This is a genomic window from Fervidobacterium pennivorans (assembly GCF_001644665.1).
Classification (GTDB): domain Bacteria; phylum Thermotogota; class Thermotogae; order Thermotogales; family Fervidobacteriaceae; genus Fervidobacterium; species Fervidobacterium ngatamarikiense.
This window is the reverse complement of sequence record NZ_CP011393.1, coordinates 973273-991949: the sequence shown is the minus strand read 5'-3', so window position 1 is coordinate 991949 and position 18677 is coordinate 973273. Positions and strand designations below refer to the sequence as shown.

Below are 18677 nucleotides of genomic sequence, written 5' to 3'. Positions count from 1 at the left end.
GGGTGGTTTTATGTTTGTTATAGGTAACTTTTTTTACGCAATTGGGATAGTTCTTCGGATGGTTTTTAATTTTGAAACAGCGGTGATAATAATTGCTGCAATACTCAGTTGGATACCACAAGCTTATTCTTTCAAGATTTACCACATTTTGCGTGAACTTGCAGATATTGTTGAAAGGCCTATTAGAAGGATAATTCCCCCAATCGGTTATATAGATATAACACCACTTATAGCAATTTTGCTTCTTGCCTTTTTGGATAGGTTCCTTGCCCAGTCGTTAATTGACTTGGGGTGGAGGTTACGGTGAAGATTGGAATATTTTACAGAACAGACTACGTAGTTCCAGCAAAGGAAGTATACGAAAAGCTGAAAAGTCATTTTGATATTTTGTTTTTCAAAGATTCGTCAGAAAATTTTCCGGAAGTTGTAGATGATAAAACGTTTGAACCACAAGTTGTCATTTCCGTTGGTGGAGATGGCACGGTTCTTCGTGTTTTGAAAAAAGTCAAGTGTCCAGTGATAGGAGTTAAAGCTGGAAGACTCGGATTTTTCTCAGGCTACCTACTTTCAGAAATCGACAAACTTATAGAGGATTTAAAAAATTGGAATTTCGTAGAAGATAAAAGGTGGATACTTAGGGTTGAGAGCCAAGTAGGAGTTTTTTTCGCCATAAATGACGCTGTTTTGCAGAAAGATGTTTCTCAGAAAATTGTTGACTTCACTGTAGAAATGACAGATGGAACTTTTTATTACCATGCTGATGGTTTAGTTGTCAGCACTCCAACGGGGTCTTCTGCATATGCGTTAGCGCTTGGAGGACCAATTATCCTTCCAAACGTTGAAGCATTTGAAATCACCCCCATGGCACCACAGTTTTTGGCTACACGTAGTTTGGTTATACCAAGTACAGAGAAGATAAAAATTACCGTGAGCGACATGGTTAGTCTCGTGGTTGATGGAGATGTTGTAGGAAAAGTCAAAGAAGTGTATGTTAGAAAATGTTCCAAAGTGATAACACTGTTACGTCCGAAGTCTTATGATTTTTCAACCTCGATTAAAGAGAAAATCGGTTACGGTAAGAGGCTTCTTAAGAACGGTTCAGAGTGATAATTAGTGTTTTTTCCAATCATAATTAGAATGCAAGGTGATTGATGTGAAATGGATAATAAAAGAAAAGCTTGAAGAATTAAAGAAATACGTTATGAAGGAAGGATGGTATGTAGAAGATATATTCCAAAACTGCTCTATTGCATTTAAGGAGCGAAACGATATCATTGCAAAAGAAGTTAACAACAATTACTGGGATGTTTACAATGAATATCTCATGATTCTTGAGTTTTCACAACAGCTGTTCGGTATGTTTACACCAGACAAACGCGACCTACGATTTATATCTGGTTCTGTCATTATTGCGAAGATACTACTTGACATAGCTGACAGATTGCGAGACATTGCTTCTGACATTTTAGATTTAGTAAAAGAGCCAGACATAAACCAGAGCATTTCAATTCCGGATATGTTTAGATTTTCGCAAAGGATGCTGAGAAAATCACTGAGAGTGTACGTGGATCAGAACATCGAAGGTGCTGCTGCAATTTGTGCTCAAGATGCACAAATTGATGAGTCTTACTCAAAATTCAGCGAAGAAATAGTTCGATTGATTCAAGATAATCCAAGGGTTGTCAAACGTGCGTTGATGCTGATGGACATCTCAAAAGGGTTGGAGGAGATATCAGATTATTCAGTCCAGATAATCGAAGTTACTCACTTCATTATTACAGGCAAATACTATACGTGCTACAAAGATTCTCTTAAAGAGTTTTCTATAGAGCTCTTCAAAGATTTGTCTCAACAAGATTGAAAATATTACAAGTAATATTAAGAAAAACCCTACCGTTTAATTTTCTTCAGGAGGAAAACCCTTGTTTGGACATATCGAAAGCAGATTCGAAGATGATAGAATTAGGATTTTGGATAGCACAGGCGTTGAACTTATGCTTGGAGATGTCAATACCGACAAAGATGGAGAAGTTTTGAGACATACTAAAACCTCCTTTCGATTGAATAGGTTAAAAGGCGAGGGCAGGGGCCTGCTGAACCAAACCTCCAGTGTGACGAGGGTTAAAAACCCAACCAACTTATCATGGTTAAAGGCAGGCGACAGACTCCCGTAATGGCTTGAAAGCCAAGGGACACTAAGTCGTCCTGCCCTGCCTATTTTTTGACTAAAATATTTATACCATACTTTTACGTAGGAGGGATATACTCTGAAAACTCTCACAAAATACGTACTCAAACAATCACTTAAGCCTTTTTTCATGGGACTTGCCGGGTTCATTGTCTTTGTAAGTGTCGAGTGGTTATACCAAATCTCCGACTATATAATAAGAAACAGGGTAGGGGTTTCAAAGCTTTTATTGTTTGTCGCATACAACATTCCTTATTTCACGGTTCTTGGCATACCGGTGGGCGTGCTTTTCGCGATATTTTGGGTGATTAGCGAAATGTCGACGAATAAGGAAATTACCGCAATACTGGTCCATGGAATTTCGTCAAAAAGACTCGTGACCCCGTTTTTGATTCTTTCAATAATCTTGGGATTTTTTTCTTGGCTTCTGAATGATTACATCGTTCCTAACGCAAATTACAAATCATCACAAGTATTAAATCAATATATTCTTCAAGCTCCAGAAACCGTTATCAAGACAAATATGCTTGTAGAGCTTGAAAAAGACGTTTACTTTTACGTAAAGCAATATGACAAGCAAAAAGGGGAACTATACGATGTCGTTCTTTTTAGAAACGAGGAAGGAAACGAACAAATTTTAACATCAAAGAAAGTCATAAAGAAAGCAGATGGCTGGTATTTGCTCGATGGTAACATGTATATTGTTGAACTAGAAACCGGATTTCTGAAGCTTGATATGCAGTTTAAGGAAATGAAGTTAGACGTTGCAGGGGAGATTGAGCAGATGCTTAGAGCCTATAAAACAACTCGTGATAAAACCTCAAAGGAACTTCGCGAACAACTCGAGACCTACAAGAAATTAGGTATAAATACTGCATCTCTGACTGTGGAATTACATCAACGTTATGCAACAGCCCTTGGTTCATTAGTTATAGTACTCATAGGCTTGCCTGTATCTTTGCTCTTTGGTTTTTCAAGCAAATCTTGGAGTGTGATTTTGACGTTCGTACTTGTTGTGCTTTATCAAGGTTCCGGTGCCTGGCTTTCTGGTATGGGAAAAGAAGGACTTATGGATCCAGTATTGGCTACGTGGTTGCCAAACATCCTGTTCGCAGTGGTGGGGCTCATACTTTACTTGCTTATGGATACCCCGATAGCTTACAGAGCAAGAGAAATCCTCAGTAGATTTTTTGTAGTGTTTTTGATTGTTGCTTCTTTTTCTTTCATTCTTTTATCAACAGGTTTTGCTGGTGATTTGAAAGTTACTGCAAATATCGCGAATTTTTCGGAAAATTCTGTCTTTTTGAAAGACAAAATTACAGTAGTATGGGATAAATACAGACTAGAATGTGATGAGGCAACTGCTACACTGGAGTCCGGTAAGGTAAAAACAGTATTCGCCTCAGGAAATGTGTCATTCTACGATGGTGATAGGAAATACGTCGCAAAATCGCTTACTTACCACTTTGAAACAAGTAGGGTGCTTGTAGTTAACGCAAAAACTATCTATAATTACAATTACAAAGGTAAAAACGTTCCCATATATGTATATGGTTCAGAGATAGAAGTCGAAAACATCGATGACGAGAAAAAGATGCAAATAGAAATACGTAACCCTTCGATAACTACTTGTAGCTATGAAGAACCTCATTATTTGATACTTTCAGAAGAAGTTTATGTTTTGGAAAACAAATACATAATTGCCACGAACTCATTCCTTGTAGTTCTTGGAGTTCCCATTTTCCCATACCCAGTTTTTGTAACAGCTCTTCAAGGTGAACCACCATATTCTTTGACTTTTACTTTAGGTAATACATTTGGAGTTTCTCAAACTTTTGCTTTTAATGTTAACAACTGGAATACGAAGTTGGCTTTGGGAACAGACAACGTAACGTTTCAAGCCAACGATAACGTTAACAAACTGAATAAAGTAGCATACGACCTAAAAGCAGACAGATTTGAGTTTACCCTCTTTCCACTGACTTATAGATATTCCAACAAAACAATATATTATAAATACGATGGTATTGTGTACCTTGAAAGTAACTACCTCTCGGACGCTAACTATTACCAAAGAATAGGACTTTCATTACAAGATGAGAAGGCACAACTTTATTTCAAGCCTTACATAATGTACGATGCACGTTTGACAGATACGATAATTTATATTAACGGTGGCATCAGAAATATGTCTTTTGTCATCTTAGATGCTAATAGACTCAACTTTAGCTTCGATAACAATTTACAGATAAGAACTGATGGATATTTAACATCGTTAGAAAGAGATTGGGTGCCAACGTACCGAGGTACATATAATTTGAATATCGCCAATAATGACATAAAGTATACTCTCAACATGTCCGGCACGTTATCTGAAAGTGGTCATAGCAGAACTTTTCTTTATACTTATCAACTTCCTTGGACTTTCAAATGGGATTCGTTCACTACGAATTTCAACTATACTTTCAGTATCAAGGGTGTTTCAAACATATCTGCAACAAAAACAGAATCACTTGGTATGTCTGATAGATACCTTGTAGATTTAAGCTACAATATTGGTCCATTTCGACTTACAGGTAGCTGGGAACAATCTTTTGCATTTCTGGACGAACCAAAGACAACTAACAAAAACATCTTTAAACTTACCTTTAACCTGAACTCTCAGAACTTGACAGCAAGTATTAGTAGAGGTGTTGACTTTCTGAATAACACACAGTTACAAGACACGTTTTCTATAAGTTTTTCAGAGCAATTTGGCCTAATCAATACAAACGGTTCAATCTCTGGAGCATATGATAATAAGAATGCGAAGCTTGGTGTTCAGAATATAAATGTTGGGGTTAATCTTAAAGACATTCAAACAAGTTACTCTTTGCAATTCTCAGTAACTCCTGGGAATCCAATAACGATGTATATTCACACTCTAAAATATTCTAATCTTAGTGCAACGATTTATCAGAAACCTGACTACATAGAGCGAGCTACCGTGTCCGGTTCGTTTAACTTGTTTGATTACAATACTAAGATAAGTGGAACTTACTACGTGCGAACAGCAGGAGCAGAACCGAATTGGAGCTTGTCTTACAGTATGGAAAGGAAGGATGAGAAGTATGTAATATCGTACAACACAGATAATACAAAAAGGTATCTTCTTGAATTGAGCACAAAAAAGATTGACCCAAATATTTATATAAAGCTTAGGTACGACCCATCAAGAAATGTTATTGATAGCATGAATTTATCAATTGATAAGTCTTTGCATTGTTGGAGACTTCTTGTAGGTGTAGACTTATCATATAAAAGCACTGGTAACTGGTTAGACTTTTTGGATAAGCTTACATTTAAGTTCTATCTTACAGACATATCTGACATTTTCTTCCTTTTGGATCCAAAGGCAGGTCAATTCCAATTCAGTGGGATGTGATAACAAAAGTATGGCTTATCTGACAGATTTTAGTTCTCACAATTTTGAAAAGCTCGACCTTTATGAAAAGTTTAAAAGGATAATAGATGAATATGCCTCAGAAGTTAATTCATTTCTTCTTGCTGTCTCAGGTGGAATAGATTCAATAACTATGCTTGATTTGTTTTTCAGACTAAAAAAGGAAAGGCAAAACTTACAAATAGGTGTTGCAACGTTCAACCACAAACTTCGATCGGAAGCGGATGAAGAAGTTGAGTTTGTAAAAGCCAAGTCAGAGCTGATGGGATTTAAATTCTTCACAGACTCTGCTGATGTCAGGAGTTTTTCTCAGGAGAATAAGATGTCGATAGAGGAAGCTGCAAGAGTTCTTAGATACAGGTTTCTTGAACAAGTTATGAAAGAACACCATTACGAATTGACAGTGACTGCCCACAATGCTAATGACTTACTTGAGACAATGATAATGCGGTTTACAAAGGGCACAGGTCCCTTTGGATTGGCTGGACTGAAAATAATTTCGAACAATTATTTCAGACCCCTGTTATTTTTCACAAGGCAGGAGATAGAACTTTATGCAAAAAATAGGAATTTGGATTATGTAGTTGATATGTCGAATTACGATGAACATTATCAGAGGAATTATATAAGACACAGCATAGTGCCACTTCTCAAAAAAATCAATCCCAAACTTGAAAGTGCAGCAATTTCTTTGGCACTTAGTATTTGGGAATTGGATGAATATGTTGAACATGTGATAGAAAGAACTGAAAAGTATATTTTGGAGAATAGGTTGATTTTTAAACTGCACAACAATCCGTTTTTACAAATTGAACAACTACGCAGGTTTTCACTCCAATTCTTTGGTAAACCATTAGACCGAGAAAAAATCGAACGCTTTTCCAGAAATGTCAATAAATCTAAATCTTTCAAGGTTTCGTTTTGGGGAGAACTAGGGGCTGAAGTATCCCACGGATGGGTAATGCTTGGGAATATCAAAAGCTTTGAACCTTTTAAATTTGTTATTGAACTATCAGATAATAGCGAAGATTATACGAGGAAACTCATGAAGGGTATAGAGATTAACGGATACTTTATTAATTTAGTGATTCGTGGTATAATTAAATCTGATGTTCCTAAAATTTGCTTGGTTGTGAGAAATTGGAATGAAGGTGACAAAACCTATGAAGGTAAAAAGTTGAAAGAAGTATTCAACGAAAAGAAAGTTCCGACTTTCGTGAGGAGGTTGATACCAATAGTTGTGTTAAACGAACGTGTAATTTACGTGCCGGGGTATTACAAGTCTAAAATCCTTGATGAAATGGGACTGGAGATTGTTTCGAAAGGAGGTATAAATTTTGAATCGTAACTTGAGTTCAATTATTTTTTTCATACTCACAGCTCTCTTTCTCTTCTGGGTTTACCAAGGATTGGTAAATTCAAAGGGTGTTGTAGAAATAAATATGAGTTACAGCGATTTTGTCAATCGGTTAGGTAATGGAGAAACCGATATAGCAAAGGTTATTATAAAAGACGACGGAAATATCTCAGTTGAAACAAAGAATGGAAAATTGTATTCAGTTTACGCTCCCTGGTTTAGATACGATGTCGAAAAAATCAATAAACTCGTTGAATATGGAATTATTGTTGAAGGTGAGCGAAGTGTTGATAGTTCTTTTTGGATAAATGTGATAGGAAATATAGCAATGTTTGTAGTGACATTGCTACTTTTTGCCTTCATAATACGTGGACTTGGGAGAGGTAACAACCAAGCCTTTAATTTTACAAAAAGCAGAGCAGAAAAAGTGGGACCTAACAAAATAAAAGTAACGTTTAAAGATGTTGCTGGCGTTGATGAGGCAGTTGAGGAGCTTAGAGAAACTGTTGACTTTTTAAAGAACCCTGGTAAGTACGCGAAAATTGGTGCACGAATGCCTAAAGGTATATTACTTGTAGGACCTCCAGGTACTGGAAAAACATTACTTGCACGTGCGGTTGCCGGGGAAGCTAATGTTCCATTCTTCCACATAAGCGGTTCGGATTTCGTTGAGCTGTTTGTTGGTGTTGGAGCTGCGAGAGTTAGAGACCTTTTTGAGCAAGCAAAAGCAAGCGCACCGTGTATAGTCTTCATAGACGAAATTGACGCAGTTGGTAGGCACAGAGGGGCTGGCCTTGGTGGAGGACATGATGAGAGGGAACAAACGTTAAACCAGTTACTTGTCGAAATGGATGGATTTGATGTCAACCAGGGAATCGTAGTGATGGCTGCAACAAACCGACCTGATATACTTGACCCCGCACTTTTGAGACCCGGCAGGTTTGACAAGAAAATCGTTGTGGATCCACCAGATGTGAAAGGTCGAGAGGCAATATTGAGGGTTCATTTAAGAAATAAACCTATAGACAAAGATGTGGATGTCTCGCTTTTAGCTAAAAGGACTACGGGCTTCGTAGGTGCAGATTTGGAAAACTTGGTCAATGAAGCCGCTCTTTTAGCTGCAAGGGCGGGGAGAAACATCATTAAGATGGAGGATTTTGAAGAAGCGATAGACAGAGTAATAGCTGGACCCGCAAGAAAATCAAGGATGATTTCTGAAAAGCAAAAGCGAATAGTTGCCTATCATGAAGTAGGCCATGCTATTATAAGTTCTTCGTTACCAAACGCGGATCCTGTACACAGAATATCTATAATCCCACGCGGATATGCCGCTTTGGGTTATACGCTACATCTTCCGGCGGAAGATAAATACCTTGTGAGCAAAAGTGAACTTCTTGACAACATAACGACACTACTTGGTGGAAGGGCTGCTGAAGAGCTCGTTTTTGGTGATTTCACAAGTGGTGCAGCAAACGATATAGAACGTGCAACAGAAATCGCGAGGAAAATGGTTTGTGAGTACGGAATGAGTGAAAGCTTCGGTCCACTTGCATGGGGAAAGACGGAACAAGAAGTCTTCCTTGGTAAAGAACTCACCAGAATTCGTAATTACAGTGAAGATGTTGCAAAACTCATCGACCATGAGATTCAAAAAATAGTGATGAGCTGTTATGAACGAGCAAAGCAAATACTTGAAAAGAATCGCACCAAAATGGACCAGATAGTTGCTGTATTACTTGAAAGAGAAATTATGAGTGGCGAAGAACTGAGAGCCATGCTAAATGGCAACGAGGAAAGTGAAAATCCCAAGGATGAAGTAGCGGCAAATTAAAAGCTGTTTTGAACAGTTTGCAAGGAGGAATAAAAATGGAGCGTTTTGAAAGCCTTTTGGGTTTGAACAAATCTTTTGAAATTGCAACCGATGAATCGATGGTTTGGGACGAGGATAGTGAGCTTTCCTATCTTCATCTAGTCTCAACATCGTCTCTTTTCAAAGAGGTAAGTGCCGCTTCTTTTGATTTGTTGAACAGTTATTTAAGCGAAGATGAAACGTCGGTTGTTACAAAAGTTGAGATTGAACATATAGCACCTGTTGTTGTTGGAGAGCACCTCGTAGCTGGACTAAGGATAACAGATGTCTCTAAAAACCACATTACATTCAAAGTACTTATTTTGAGAGAATCGCAAAAAATTGCAGAAATTAACCTGACACGCGTTGTTGTCTCCAAGAATTACTTAAGAAGAAAAGCACTTGAACATGCATGATTAAAAAACAAAAACCAAAGAAAGGTGAATAACTTAAAGGATGAGAAGACCGCGTAGTTCGGAAGCTTTTAAAGAGTATAGCCATGTTTTAAAATTTAGAAACTCTGAGAAGATTGTTAGAAAAATAGAGGGCAACCTTGGTAGGGTTGCCCTCATTTTCCCAAATTCCTATACAATTGCGAGTGGTTCGTTGGCTTGGAGTTGGGTGCAAACTCTATTGACAGAACGTGGGTTAAATGTTCAGAGGTTTTTCTACGAAAACTGGTTCGAACGATTTTATTCTATGGAGGACCAGATTCCTTTAGACGAGTTTCCAGTATGGTTATTCACATTACAGTTTGAAAACGACTTGCTAAATGTAGCAGATATCCTCGTTAAAAAAGGTATACCTTTCTCAGCATTCGAGCGACAAGCCTACCATCCGATAATTATATTTGGTGGACCTGTAATGCTTTTCAATCATGAATTAGTAGACGAAATAGCTGATTTTGTATTCGTTGGAGATTTGGAATGCTGTGTTGATGAATTCTCAGAAGCCTTGCGACTTGATAATAAAGATGACATAATCAGACATCTGTTGAATATCAATCAAATCTATTCGAGAAAATACGGTAAGTTGAAATTTACGAATTGTATTGGCAATTTAAGCCCTGTGCCGGTGGCCCATTTCATAACCCCTTTTTCGCCATATAAAAATAAATTACTTGTTGAAATAGGACGCGGCTGCATTCGTAGATGTGCATTTTGTGTAACTGGTTATACGAAAAAGCCTGTGAAATTTGCAAGTCTTGATGAAGTCATAAACGTTTTTGAAGAGCGCAAAGGTTACGAGTACGGATTAATAAGTGCAACAATAACAGATTATCCTTATCTTGAGGGACTGTTAGACTATCTGGAGAGTCAAAATATAAAGTTTTCAATCTCATCAATGCGAGCGGATAAAATTGACAAAAGGCTCTTGATGTTGCTGAAAAACACAGACCATCATTCTTTTACGATAGCACCTGAAGGTATATCCCAGAAGATGAGAGATGTCATGATTAAAGATTTAACAACAGAACAGATTATCAAAACTCTAGAGTTAGCAAGAGAGGTTGGTTTCAAGCACGTTAAGTTTTACTATATCATCGGACTTGAAGAAGAGGACGAGAACGATTATGCAGAGTTTTTCGAGTTTCTGAAAACGGTCGTTGATATGGGCTATCAGGAAGTTGTGATAAGTGTCAATCCACTTGTGCCAAAACCATTCACACCTTTTGCTGATAGAAAGATGGTAGAAAAACGAGAGTATGACGAAAAAACAAAATTCATAAGGAGAAATGTTCCAAAAAAAGTCAGGGCAGACTTTGAAAGCTACAAGCTGAGTAGAATTCAATACGAGCTCTCACACTTAAAAGGTCCTCAGACAGTAGATTATCTTGAACAAATCATCAAAATAGAAGAATAGCGCGGAACTTGTGTTCCGCGTCTTTTTTACTCTGCGATTTTACGATTTCTTACCTTTCTTCTTTTCTTCCATTTTTTTGCCCTTCGAGTTCCTTTTGTCTTTTTTCCTTAGTTACGACAAAAATCAAAACAATAGCGGTAAATACCGTGAGTACGAGATCGAGATAAAATTCAAAAGGTTTAGGTTCCTTACACAAATAGTACGTTAACACTAAAAGCTCAAGCACAAAAGCCCATGTGAATATAGTTAAAACAGTGCGGGTAAACATATCTTAACATCACAGCCCTTCAAGCTTTCTGTATAATTTTGGAACACTTTCGACAAGTAGTTTTGTATATTCATGAGATGGTTGCAAAACAACCTTATCAGGATGTCCACCTTCGACTACCTCACCATCTTTCATTACGAGTATGTTGTCGGAAACGTAATAAGCAAGACCTAAGTCGTGTGTGATGAATATAATAGAAGTTCCCTGCTCTTCCCTTAGTTCTTCAAGCAATTTAATTATACCTCCGCGACTCGACGCATCAATCATAGAAGTTGGTTCGTCTGCAACTATTAGTAGAGGTCTCAAAATCCAGCATCTTGCAATCATTATTCTTTGTTTTTGGCCACCGGAAATTTGGTGGGGATACTTTCCAAGGACATCTTTTGGGTCTATTCCTACTTTGAAAAGTGCTTCCTTTATTATCTCCAAACCTTCCTTTTTGCTTTGAGGTTTTTTCTCCATTAAATTCACAGCCTGCCAAAGCGTCCTTTCAACTGGATAAAACGGATTGTAACTGGCGAATGGGTCCTGGAAGACCGCGTGGACTTTCCTTCTGAGCCATTTCAAATCTTCTTGTTTTTTAATGTCTCTCCATATATCCTTTCCTTCAAATACTATTCTTCCGCTTGTAGGTGGAAAAAGTCTTAAAATCATTTTTGCAGTCGTTGTTTTTCCAGAGCCACTTTCACCAACCAAAGATACGATTTCTCTTTCTTTTACCTCAAAAGAAACATTTTTAACAGCATGAATATATCTTTTTGAAAAAAATCCTATTGCAAACGTTTTTGTTAGATTCTCTACAACTAATCTACTCATAATCCTTTCGCCCCCTGGTGGAGAAAACATGCAACCCTTCTACCACTTTCAACCTCGATAAGTTCAGGTTCCTTTTCTTTACATATATCCATTGCGTAGGGACACCTTGGGTGGAATCTGCAACCTGATGGTGGATTTATGAGATTTGCAGGTGCACCCGGTATCACACTTATCCCTCTTGTCCTTATTTCTGGTTCAGGTGTTAAAACAGAATTCAACAAACCCGTTGTGTATGGATGAAGAGGTTTTTCCAATATCTTTTCCATGTCAGAGAATTCTACAATCTTTCCTGCATACATAACTATCATTCTATCGGCAATCTGTCTAATAGTTGCAATATCATGCGTGATAAAGATTATACTTTTGACAATCCCCGCTCTTTTCAACTGCATCAGAACTTGCAGTAGCACCTTTTGGTTGACTACATCCAAAGCAGAAGTCGGCTCATCAGCCACAAGCAACTTAGGATTCAGAAGCGTTGCAATAGCGATAACCGCTCTCTGCCTCATACCACCGCTCAATTCGAATGGATACCTGTTTAACCACAAAGGATTGAGACCAACTTCTTTGAACCTTTCTTCCGCCTTCCTTAGAAGTTCCGCTGGCTCAACACCGTGCGATTCTGCCAAATGTTCAACATATTTAGACATCTTAATGGTGGGCATGAGTGCGTTCATAGCGCTCTGTGGGATGATGGTTATATCCTTACCCCAAAATCTACGTTTCACTTCTTCCCTGGACATTGCAGAGATTTCTTCAAATTTGCCATCTACTTTTAGAAAGACTTTCCCATCTACCAGCGTCAGTGGTTTTAGCATATTCATGAATATGACGTTAGAGAGCGTGGTTTTCCCAGACCCTGATTCACCTACTATGCCGATGACTTCTCCTTCGTATATTTCAAAGGATACGTTGTCGACAGCCTTAACTGTAGCCTTTTCTAATTTATAATACGCCTTAGCATTCTCAACTTTTAATAGTACTTCCTTCACTTTTATTCCTCCCTCAAACGTGGATTGAAAACTTCATCCATCGTGGTGCTTATAACCATCAAAGAAGCAGTTACAGCAACGATTGCTATTCCAGGTGGCACGAACCACCACCAGAGCCCTCTCCTTATACCGTCCATTAGCACCGACCACTGGAGCATCAGCCCTAATGATATTCCTTGGGTAGGTCCAAGACCTATCAAACTCAATCCTGCTTCCCCCATTATCCCTCCGTTTATGAACAACACGAAGGACATAAACGCGTATGTGGCTATAGTTGGTAAAAGGTCCTCAACAACCAATCTCAAGTCAGAATATCCTGCAATCCTTGAGAGGTAAACATACTCTCGAGACATAACACTCATCAGCTGAGCTCTTATGGCTCTCGCATACCAGGGCCACTGGAAAAGACCAAGAATAACTGCAACAACTTCTAAGCTCCTAACACGAAGGTAACTTGCAATCAGGATAGCAATTAATATGGAAGGCGTTGTCAGAACAATGTTTGTTATCGCCATCAAAATGTCGTCGATGATTCCTCTCTTAACAGCTGCCAAACTACCAATAATGGAACCTATCACTAGTGAAATTATTGCTGCGAGAAAGCCTACGTAAAGGGAAGAACGAATACCATGAAGTAGCTGTGCTAAAATATCACGCCCGTATGTATCCGTTCCGAGTGGATGGTTAGCAGATGGTGATTGTTCGAAATCCCAACTCATATGCGTTGGATCTACTTTGTAAAAATATGGACCTAAAATCCCACTCAAAAGAAAGAAGAGGAATATTGTTATTCCAATTATGAATTTTTTGTTCTTAAAAAGCGGTCTTATCATTGTTAGCAACATATTCATTCCTCCTGACCAAGTCTTATCCTTGGATCTATTAAAGCGTACACAAAATCAACTACAAAGTTTGCAAGGTAGATTGAAGCGATGAGGATAACAAAAATTCCTTGAATCATTGGATAATCAAGGGTTGTAAGTCCCTTGAAAAGCAGGTATCCTGTTCCAGGGTAGTTAAAAACAATTTCTGTTATTAATGCTCCACCTAACGCTCCACCTAAGCTTAATGCGAGTCCTGTAATTTGTGGTAACAAAGAATTCCTATAAGCATACTTGAATATTCTTTTATCTTCCATTCCAAGGTACTCTGAGAATAAGGCGTAATCGCTACCAAGTTCATAGACAATCATAACTCTCATTCCTATTGCCCATCCACCCATTGCAGAGAGAACAATTGACGCAAATGGCATTATGTAGTGTTTTAACACATCGATAATGAAGCTCAAGCTGAAGCTTGGAATTGTCCCTTGAGAATAGGCGCCTTGGACTGGTAACCAACCCAATTTTACACCGAATAAATAAATGAAAATCATACCAAGCCAGTAGTAAGGAATTTGAGAAAGAATCATGGAAGATGTCAAAACCCACTTATCTACCCATGTGTTTCTCCTATAGCCTGCTATCGCTCCAAGTTTATTACCAAGCCACCAAGCTGTCAGTGTTGCTGGAAGTAACAGAACCAGTGTCCACGGAATAACAGGTATAATCAAGTCGATTACTTTTCTCGGATAGTAGGTTATTGAAACTCCCAAATCTCCTCGAAGAGCTTTTGATACGAAGTTAACGTATTGAACCATTACCGGTTTATCTGTTCCGAATTCCTCAAGCAAAACTCTTTCGGCTGCCCTAATAGATTCGGGATTTGCTTGAGCAACGCGGGATAAATTTGATAGAAGTTGAGAAAGCGGGTTACCAGGAATTGCGCGTGGTAGTATGAAGACTATAGTGGTAGCTACAATATATGTTAACAGAAGAAATAGAAACCTTCTTCCAATAAACTTGAACATAGGCTTGAATTTCATCGTGTTTATCACTCCTCAGTTTTTATTTTACTCAGGGTTACAAAAAGTTGTAGCTTAACAAACCGGTCCCCTGAGAGGGACCGGGATAGTAGATTATTTCTTTGCTGACTGTAAGTCTTTGAAAATTTTTGACGTTGGTATGCTAAGTCCACCATTATCTACTGTTTCAAGCCATTTTGGAACTGGTTGTGGGTTCTTTGCAGAAGAAATTCCAAATAGAACTGGCCACGTATCAGCATGCCATGGAGCTGGTCTGAACCAATATGGTTTGTCTTGGTTTGGCCAGTTGACCCAATATTTTGTCGAATATTCATACCAGTGGGCTGTGTAGAATGCAGGTATTGATGGCATATCTCTTGCTATTATCTCCTGAATCCTGAAGTATGCGTTCTTTCTCACTGCTGGATCAAGTGTAGATACCGCATTGTCAAGTAGTTTTACTATTTCATCGTTATCATAGCGTTCCCAGTCGCCTGCCCAGGTGACTTCTCCCACAGGTGCAGAGAGTCTTTTATCGAGAACGAATCTGTAAATGTTGAATGGATGATCAAAGCTTGGTCCAACGCTCCAAGAGATAATCATGTCGAATGTTCCTTTTGTCATCCTGTCTGCCCATACCGAGAAGTCTGGGAATTCTGTTATTACCTCGATTCCTATTTGTTTCAAGCTCTTTGCTATAAGTTCACACATCATCATCCAGTCTGTCCAACCGTATGGAACAGAAATTGTGTAAGAAAGCTTCTTACCGTCAGGTCCAACCCTTATGCCATCTTTACCAACTTTGTATCCTGCATCGTCAAGTATTTTCTTTGCTTTGTCAAGGTTATAATCTGGTCTTCCATCGGCTGTTCCGAAGGTTTTCTTCCATAGGTCATAGTTGATATGCTGTTTGTTTGGTTCGAAAAGGTCGATAACAAATGACGGATGAGCTTGACTTCCATATCCGAAGTATGCTTTTTCTAACATATCATCGTATGGGATAGCGTATGCAATAGCTTTTCTTACTTCAGGGTCAGAAAGTCCTGGTTTTGTGTTGTTCAGATATACAAATCCAACTCCGTCAGGTAAAAAGTATGGTTTGGATTTGTACCATGTTCCGACTGGCAAATTCTTCTTTTGCCACATTTCCCAAACACTTGGGATGAACAATCCTGCCCAGTCTACGTCACCTCTCTCAATTGCCAACGTTGCTGTTGGGTTGTCCTTGTAAATGACGTGTGCAATGTACTTTGGTTTTGGCAATCCAAAGATAGACTTACCCCACCAGTTATCAATTCTCTGATAGACAACGAGGTCTGGGGCATAGAAGTAGAGTTTGTAAGGTCCAGAAACAACTTGTTCAGACGGCTTGTCATTGACCCAATCACCTATGTTGATCTTCTTTGCTTTCAAACCATCGTAAACATGTTTTGGCATCGGTTGTGCACCGAGTGCGTATGAAAGGAATTGGAAGTAGTTAAGAGGTTTGGTTTTTGCTTTGAATTCGACAACTTTTGCTCCGACCCGGTTTATAGATTCGATGTAATTGTCCCAACCAGCTCCAGGACCTATACCGAGCTCTTTCGTAAGTTGGAATGTGTACATGAAATCTTCTGAGGTTATGTCTCTTCCGTCGCTCCACTTTGCCTCTTTACGGATGTAGATTCTTAGAGTAGTGCTGTTTACGAACTCGTACTTTTCAGCGATAACAGGAATCCAAGCATCTCTTCCAAGGTCATACTGGAATGCTGGCAGGTACAAGAACTGGTCAGTTCCCCATGTTGACTGCGCTGCATAAAGGTTCCAAGTAGTTGCTGGTCCCCAAAGTGCTCCTGCGACATAAACTGTCTCTTCTCGTGGCAATGTTACCGCCGCCATGGTTAACGAAAGAACCACGAGCAAGAGGAAAAACGTTCCAAACCGCCTCATACAAACACCTCCCTAAAAATGTGTGATAATGTTAACTAAAAGTATTGAAACTTTCCAAAAACCGCATTATCCTTATAAAGAGGGGACACCCCCAACCAACTCTCGACAAAGGAGGTATCCCGATATGAACAACTCAACGCTCTCTTGTCCAAAATGCGGTTCCACCAGCTTATACAAAAACGGTCATGACAAATACGGTAACCAACAATTCCTTTGCAAACTCTGCCATCATTCTTTCAAACTCTCCCATTCTCACAAACGCAAAAACTTCTCTTTCCCTTATCCCAAATGCCCTTCTTGTGGTAAATCTATGGAAATTTACAAAGTCCGTCGCTCTTTCGTCGTCTTCCGTTGTAGAACTTGTCGTACCAAAGATAGAGTACCTTTTAACCTCCCCGAACCAGTCACCCTTATTCCTGAGAAATTTAAATATTTCCGTTTTCCTATCTACTTCATCTTAAAAGCTTTCGTTTTGTATATGAAACACAATATGTCTTATCGCTCTCTTGCTCATTCTCTTAATATCAAAGTATCTCATGTCACCATATACAAATGGGTTATTAAATTGTGTACTTTATTCTCTGTACTTTTTCCAACATTTACCATCGAAAATGTTTTCTCAGTTCATGCTGATGAAACTGTTCTTGTGTTCAAAGAACAAAAGTACTATGTTTGGCTATTAGTTGATCACGAAACTAACTTAATTCTTTGTTGGCATGTCTCAAAGTATCGTGATATGGGACAAGTCAAAGTATTGCTCGAGAAGTTCTTTGGTAATTCAAAACCTAGAAACATTGAACCTATTACTGATGGACTTGGTGCATATGAAAGTGCAGTAAAGCTGTTGTTCAGAAATATCAATCACGTAGTGGTACCGCTCGGTAAAAACAATCAATGTGAATCTAAGTTTTCATTGTTGAAAGACTTTTTCCGACTCAAGCGAGGGCTGAAGAATACGAAGAACTTAGCGAAATATATTCAAGGATTTTGTGTAGTGAAGAATCTTTGGAAAACGCACAATGGCAATATCAATCGCATTCTTTCACAATTACACTCTTTCATCACTACAAGTTAACACTATCTGATTTCAGGTAATTAAACTTTTGCTGAAGAGTGCTGTTTTTCGCATAACTGTTGTCTATTGCGTATTCGAAAGTCCCTAACAACCTCATAGGCGAAAGATATCTTTCAAGTTCTTCTTGACAGAATGAGACATGTCCAATCTCACCTGCGGCGGAATTTCGACCACGAACGATGTTACCATTTACTAAAATTGCTCCACCAATTCCTTCACCAAAGTAAAGGAAAAACGCTACTTTTGAATTTTTCACATCCGGTGAAAAGAAGCGTTCAGCGAGCATTGAGAGATTTGCATCGTTTTCGATGAATATTTCCATTCCAAGCTCCTCAAACTCTTTTCCAAAGTCTATATCTCTCCAGTTTAGATTAGGTGCACACATAAGTGTTTTCTTCTCATAGTTCACAATTCCAGGAAGTGAAAATACAACCTTTGATATGTGATTTCGTGTTGGATATTCTTTCGTGATTTTTTCAAAAGAGTTGATTACTGTATTTTTAAATTTTTCGAAATCTCTTTGAGTATCAAAACTGTCTACGACTTCCCATGAACCATCGAGATATCCAACAGCAACAAGTGTTTCGGCAATTTCCACGTTGTATATAATAGACGTTACAAAGGACTTGGTTGGACCGTATATAACTGAACTCCTTCCAATGTTCGCAGATATACCCACAACTTCTAGTAATCCATTATCTTCTAATTCGCCTATCAATCTCCAAACAGCACTTTGTGCAAGCCCTGTTTCTTTAGAAAGCTCTGCACGACTCGCTTTTCCCTTTTCCATGAGGTATCGGAGTATGATTCTTTTATTCTCTTTCTTCATAGAAACTGGATTAAGTTTTTTCGTCATATCTTTTCCCCCAAAATTGTATGCTTATGTGAAGGTCGCATACCTCTGAGTTTATTGGTCTTTGTTAATTTTTTCTTTCTCAGAAATAATCACATAAGATTATACATGGAATGAGCAAGAATCTAAAATGGATTAAAACAGGCAAAGGTGAGCCAAGTCTTTACAAAATACCTTTACGAAAATTATTTTTAACATTTCG

16 protein-coding genes and 1 pseudogene are annotated in these 18677 nt (G+C 38.5%); 9 read left to right on the top strand and 8 right to left on the bottom strand.

All coding sequences use genetic code 11. The annotated features are described in order from the left end of the window. Window positions 1–10 precede the first annotated feature (10 nt). From JM64_RS04610 to JM64_RS04600, 3 genes are read left to right on the top strand one after another with little or no spacing between them, the layout of a single operon-like run. A complete protein-coding gene (locus JM64_RS04610; protein ID WP_064011680.1) occupies window positions 11–307 on the top strand; it encodes a YggT family protein in 297 nt (98 codons plus the stop codon). Further along, on the top strand, window positions 304–1107 hold the full coding sequence (locus JM64_RS04605; RefSeq protein ID WP_064011679.1) for an NAD(+) kinase: 804 nt from the start codon (window positions 304–306) through the stop codon (window positions 1105–1107). The genes JM64_RS04610 and JM64_RS04605 overlap by 4 nt, the downstream gene beginning before the upstream one ends. Window positions 1108–1153: 46 nt before the next feature. Beyond that, window positions 1154–1861 (top strand): phosphate signaling complex PhoU family protein, encoded by a 708-nt coding sequence (locus tag JM64_RS04600; RefSeq protein WP_064011678.1) that lies wholly within the window; start codon window positions 1154–1156, stop codon window positions 1859–1861. A 49-nt stretch (window positions 1862–1910) separates the two neighbouring features. Here the strand turns inward: JM64_RS04600 and JM64_RS10315 are convergent. Further along, window positions 1911–2042: pseudogene (locus JM64_RS10315) on the bottom strand (IS110 family transposase); the annotation flags it as partial. A gap of 225 nt (window positions 2043–2267) precedes the next feature. On the opposite strand from JM64_RS10315, the gene JM64_RS04590 reads away from it, so the two are divergent. Genes JM64_RS04590 through JM64_RS04570 form a run of 5 tightly spaced genes read left to right on the top strand, consistent with a single transcriptional unit; the run spans window position 2268 to window position 10699 of the window. Next, window positions 2268–5612, top strand: coding sequence for an LptF/LptG family permease (locus JM64_RS04590; protein WP_064011676.1), 3345 nt, complete (start codon window positions 2268–2270; stop codon window positions 5610–5612). 10 nt (window positions 5613–5622) lie between these two features. Continuing rightward, window positions 5623–6978 (top strand): tRNA lysidine(34) synthetase TilS, encoded by a 1356-nt coding sequence (gene tilS, locus JM64_RS04585; RefSeq protein WP_064011675.1) that lies wholly within the window; start codon window positions 5623–5625, stop codon window positions 6976–6978. Further along, complete coding sequence (ftsH, locus tag JM64_RS04580; RefSeq protein ID WP_064011674.1) at window positions 6968–8818, top strand: ATP-dependent zinc metalloprotease FtsH; 1851 nt, start codon at window positions 6968–6970, stop codon at window positions 8816–8818. Before tilS ends, ftsH begins: the two co-directional genes overlap by 11 nt. A gap of 35 nt (window positions 8819–8853) precedes the next feature. After that, window positions 8854–9252 (top strand): thioesterase family protein, encoded by a 399-nt coding sequence (locus JM64_RS04575; RefSeq protein ID WP_064011673.1) that lies wholly within the window; start codon window positions 8854–8856, stop codon window positions 9250–9252. Window positions 9253–9292: 40 nt separating this feature from the next. Then, a complete protein-coding gene (locus tag JM64_RS04570) occupies window positions 9293–10699 on the top strand; it encodes a B12-binding domain-containing radical SAM protein (protein WP_064011672.1) in 1407 nt (468 codons plus the stop codon). A 49-nt stretch (window positions 10700–10748) separates the two neighbouring features. On the opposite strand, the gene JM64_RS10310 is transcribed toward JM64_RS04570, so the two are convergent. The 6 genes from JM64_RS10310 to JM64_RS04540 form a co-directional block, all read right to left on the bottom strand. After that, window positions 10749–10967 carry a TM0026 family membrane protein gene (locus JM64_RS10310; RefSeq protein ID WP_064011671.1) on the bottom strand — a complete coding sequence of 73 codons (219 nt, stop codon included), beginning with the start codon at window positions 10965–10967 and terminating at the stop codon, window positions 10749–10751. Window positions 10968–10976: 9 nt separating this feature from the next. Further along, on the bottom strand, window positions 10977–11783 hold the full coding sequence (locus JM64_RS04560; RefSeq protein ID WP_064011670.1) for an ABC transporter ATP-binding protein: 807 nt from the start codon (window positions 11781–11783) through the stop codon (window positions 10977–10979). Then, a complete protein-coding gene (locus JM64_RS04555; protein WP_064011669.1) occupies window positions 11780–12775 on the bottom strand; it encodes an ABC transporter ATP-binding protein in 996 nt (331 codons plus the stop codon). The genes JM64_RS04560 and JM64_RS04555 overlap by 4 nt, the downstream gene beginning before the upstream one ends. A 2-nt stretch (window positions 12776–12777) precedes the next feature. Further along, entirely contained in the window at window positions 12778–13620 is an 843-nt protein-coding gene (locus JM64_RS04550) for an ABC transporter permease (RefSeq protein WP_064011668.1), read from the bottom strand. Window positions 13621–13622: 2 nt separating this feature from the next. Beyond that, entirely contained in the window at window positions 13623–14639 is a 1017-nt protein-coding gene (locus tag JM64_RS04545; RefSeq protein ID WP_064011667.1) for an ABC transporter permease, read from the bottom strand. 93 nt (window positions 14640–14732) lie between these two features. Next, window positions 14733–16547 (bottom strand): ABC transporter substrate-binding protein, encoded by a 1815-nt coding sequence (locus tag JM64_RS04540; protein WP_064011666.1) that lies wholly within the window; start codon window positions 16545–16547, stop codon window positions 14733–14735. A gap of 124 nt (window positions 16548–16671) precedes the next feature. Between JM64_RS04540 and JM64_RS09995 the strand changes: the two genes are divergently transcribed. Further along, window positions 16672–17622, top strand: coding sequence for a DDE-type integrase/transposase/recombinase (locus JM64_RS09995; RefSeq protein WP_064011665.1), 951 nt, complete (start codon window positions 16672–16674; stop codon window positions 17620–17622). Here JM64_RS09995 and JM64_RS04530 read toward each other — a convergent pair. Continuing rightward, window positions 17612–18478 carry an ROK family transcriptional regulator gene (locus tag JM64_RS04530; protein WP_231882473.1) on the bottom strand — a complete coding sequence of 289 codons (867 nt, stop codon included), beginning with the start codon at window positions 18476–18478 and terminating at the stop codon, window positions 17612–17614. The two genes, JM64_RS09995 and JM64_RS04530, sit on opposite strands and share 11 nt — an antisense overlap. Window positions 18479–18677 lie beyond the last annotated feature (199 nt).

Excerpts from the sequence above, each read along its gene's own strand:
- JM64_RS04610 (WP_064011680.1), top strand. The coding sequence starts at position 11 with ATGTTTGTTATAGGTAACTTTTTTTACGCAATTGGGATAGTTCTTCGG.
- tilS (WP_064011675.1), top strand. The coding sequence starts at position 5,623 with ATGGCTTATCTGACAGATTTTAGTTCTCACAATTTTGAAAAGCTCGAC.
- JM64_RS04575 (WP_064011673.1), top strand. The coding sequence starts at position 8,854 with ATGGAGCGTTTTGAAAGCCTTTTGGGTTTGAACAAATCTTTTGAAATT.
- JM64_RS04570 (WP_064011672.1), top strand. The coding sequence starts at position 9,293 with ATGAGAAGACCGCGTAGTTCGGAAGCTTTTAAAGAGTATAGCCATGTT.
- JM64_RS10310 (WP_064011671.1), bottom strand. The coding sequence starts at position 10,967 with ATGTTTACCCGCACTGTTTTAACTATATTCACATGGGCTTTTGTGCTT.
- JM64_RS04560 (WP_064011670.1), bottom strand. The coding sequence starts at position 11,783 with ATGAGTAGATTAGTTGTAGAGAATCTAACAAAAACGTTTGCAATAGGA.
- JM64_RS04550 (WP_064011668.1), bottom strand. The coding sequence starts at position 13,620 with ATGTTGCTAACAATGATAAGACCGCTTTTTAAGAACAAAAAATTCATA.
- JM64_RS04545 (WP_064011667.1), bottom strand. The coding sequence starts at position 14,639 with ATGAAATTCAAGCCTATGTTCAAGTTTATTGGAAGAAGGTTTCTATTT.
- JM64_RS04540 (WP_064011666.1), bottom strand. The coding sequence starts at position 16,547 with ATGAGGCGGTTTGGAACGTTTTTCCTCTTGCTCGTGGTTCTTTCGTTA.
- JM64_RS09995 (WP_064011665.1), top strand. The coding sequence starts at position 16,672 with ATGAACAACTCAACGCTCTCTTGTCCAAAATGCGGTTCCACCAGCTTA.
- JM64_RS04530 (WP_231882473.1), bottom strand. The coding sequence starts at position 18,478 with ATGACGAAAAAACTTAATCCAGTTTCTATGAAGAAAGAGAATAAAAGA.